At 46.7% G+C, this 2,736-nt stretch carries 3 protein-coding genes; 2 read left to right on the top strand and 1 reads right to left on the bottom strand.

Translation table 11 applies throughout. The features are described from left to right. On the top strand, positions 1 to 1,156 hold a 1,156-nt coding region (locus tag V7Z60_RS09675; RefSeq protein WP_334117605.1), incomplete at its 5' end, for an MFS transporter. A gap of 231 nt (positions 1,157 to 1,387) precedes the next feature. On the opposite strand, the gene V7Z60_RS09670 is transcribed toward V7Z60_RS09675, so the two are convergent. After that, a complete protein-coding gene (locus V7Z60_RS09670; protein ID WP_334117604.1) occupies positions 1,388 to 1,642 on the bottom strand; it encodes a hypothetical protein in 255 nt (84 codons plus the stop codon). Positions 1,643 to 1,853: 211 nt separating this feature from the next. Between V7Z60_RS09670 and V7Z60_RS09665 the strand changes: the two genes are divergently transcribed. Beyond that, a partial coding sequence (locus V7Z60_RS09665) for a transposase (RefSeq protein ID WP_334117603.1) occupies positions 1,854 to 2,736 on the top strand: 883 nt, incomplete at its 3' end.

The raw sequence follows: 2,736 nt of genomic DNA, 5'->3' as shown, positions 1-2,736 counted from the left end.
TGACTTTGCAGTCGGAGCGGTGATTTCAGGCTTTGCAAACAGCTTCGGCATGCTTTTGTTCGGACGGATGATCCAGGGCATCGGCACCGGGCTGATTCTTCCGCTGATGTTCACGGTTGCGATGCTGATCTTCCCGCCAAAGAAGCTCGGACTTGCGATGGGCATCAACGCACTTGTCATCATGTTTGCACCGGCAATCGGACCGACCGTCACGGGCATCGTCCTCGGAGCCCTCTCATGGCGTGCCGTCTTCTTCATGTTTGCAATCATTTTAATTGTCGGACTTCTTTTTGCCTTCATCGGTCTGAAGAACGTCAGCCGCATCACCCGTCCGAAGATTGACCTGCCGTCAGTGCTGGGATCCGTCATCGGCTTCAGTTCCATTGTTGCAGGAACAAGTCTCGCATCAGAAGCTGGTTGGACTTCACCAAAGGTGCTCGGTCTTCTTGCCGTCGGCATCATCGTGCTCGTCCTTTATGCAGGACGTCAGCTGAAGCTTGATGAACCAGTCCTGAACCTCAGAGTCTTCGCCAAGCCTGCCTTCCGAACCGGCGCCATCCTCGTCATGATTGATTTCGGCATCATCTTGTCCGCGATGTATCTCATGCCCCAGTTCATTCAAAACGCCATGATGCTTCCCGTTGCCATGACCGGGCTCATCATGCTGCCGGGCGGCATCGTCAATGCCTTGGTCTCTGCATTTGCCGGGAGAATGTATGACCGCATGGGGGCCAAGCTGCTTGCTCGCTTGGGCTTCGTCATTGCCCTGATCGGCGTTTTGATGTTCTGTTTTGCAGACGCAAAGTCGTCTCTTGCCTATGTCATCGCTGCTCACATCGTTTTGATGATCGGCTGTCCGCTTGCGATGTCGCCGTCCCAGACGCATGCTTTGAATGCGCTGGCCGGTCCGGAATCTGCCGACGGTTCAACGATCATGAACACGCTGCAGCAGATCGTCGGCGCAATTGCAACGGCTCTTGCGACGAGCTTTCTTGCGATGGGTCAGGCTGCTTTGCCGGCTTCAAGCGAAGCGCTTCGGTTTGAACACGGCGTTCGCTACGGTTTTTGCTTCACTTTGGCTTTGGCGCTGATCGGCTTTATCGTTTCGCTGCGCTTGAAGGATCGAACACAGAGCGAAGACGTTGATTTTGATTAATTAATGAAGAAAAAAGCAGTCGGGTCATTGAACCTGGCTGCTTTTTAATTATTCCCTTTTCTGCCGCTTATTTTTGATCCGAATTAAAACGTTCATGCAGCAAAGCTTCATGATGGCATCAAGTTATTTTTCCGTCAAGTACATGAAATCACCTTTGACAAAGGCTTGTTTTCAACAAACCTATTCCAAAGACGTTCATATTCCCTGCCCCTTCCAATAATTTGTCAGTCATTATTTAAACATTTCCTTGGACACTTTTTTGATGTAGTACACGCTGTCTCTCCAAACAACGAGGACTATGGTCAAAATCGAAAAGTATGCGGTAGACAGGCAGAAGATCCGGTGCGCGCAGATAAACGACATTGCCGTATCGAAAAAATCGATGCTTGTCGCCCACAGCAGGAAGCGCAGATTGATTTCAAACACGAGACTCCCCTCTAAAAGAAGCAAAAAGAACTTTAAAAGCTTGCTAGTTTTGTTTTCCATTGAAAATCCCCCTTTGATTGATTATGACTTCAGTTTAAAGGCACCTAAGGCTTCATTGATAAATATATAGGCTGGAAACCCGTCACTTTAGTGATGGGAGGAAAGCCCTCGCTCAAGCACCTGAGGCGCTTCTTTTTTGCCTTTTCCCTTTCTTGGATTTTCACACATCGATATGATATAATTGACGTATGAAGAAAGCGAGGTGAACCTGTTGCAACAAACCATTACCATTAAATGTAAATTAAAGCTACAGTCATCATTGGATGAATCGGTTTTGACCAAATCCTTAGAACAATACCGACGAGCTTGTAATGCGGTTTCTCAGTATATGTTTGACCATAGCTTTGAAATGGCTCAAGCAAAGCTGAACAAGGCATTGTATCGCCAATTGCGGAATGATTATGGATTAAAAGCACAAATGGCTCAGTCCGCAATCCGTAACGTCGTTGCCCGTTACAGAACGGTTAAAACGCAGTTGGCTCAAAAGCCTTATCGCTACAATACGGGCAAACAAGATCGATACGGCAACGATATTTGGAAAAACGAGACCCGTACCCTGGATTGGTTATGGCATCCTATCAATTTCAAACGTCCTCAACTGGACTTGCAACGCAATCGTGATTGGTCGCTTAAGGACAATCACATTATGTCTATCAATACAGTTAACGGGCGTATAAAAGTGCCGTTTACCTGTCAAGGATTCGATCAATATTTAAACGGTACTTGGGAATTCGGCATGGCTAAGATTCTCCATGTTGGCAACAAATGGTATATGCACATTAGCGCAACTAAAGAACTGCCGGATTATCTTAAAGAACAATCACAACATGTGGTTGGTATTGATCGCGGATTGCGATTCTTGGCGACTGCTTATGATGAACACGGAAAAACACTGTTTTTTCAAGGTCAGGAAGTGCTACGCAAACGGAGCAAGTTTAAGCGATTGCGTCAGCAACTGCAAAGCAGGGGAACCAAATCTGCTAAACGTCGTTTAAAGAAAATCGGTCAACGAGAGAACCGCTGGATGACTGATATTAATCATCAGTTATCAAAGACACTCGTTAATCGTTATGGAGCTAATACTCTCTTTGTTT

This window comes from Ligilactobacillus sp. (assembly GCF_036846325.1).
Classification (GTDB): Bacteria; Bacillota; Bacilli; order Lactobacillales; family Lactobacillaceae; genus Ligilactobacillus.
Note: the sequence above shows the minus strand (reverse complement) of the source record. Positions and strands in the feature narration are given on the sequence as shown.

Bases quoted from the DNA above. Each gene is read 5' to 3' on its own strand.
- V7Z60_RS09670 (WP_334117604.1), bottom strand. From the start codon at position 1,642: ATGGAAAACAAAACTAGCAAGCTTTTAAAGTTCTTTTTGCTTCTTTTA.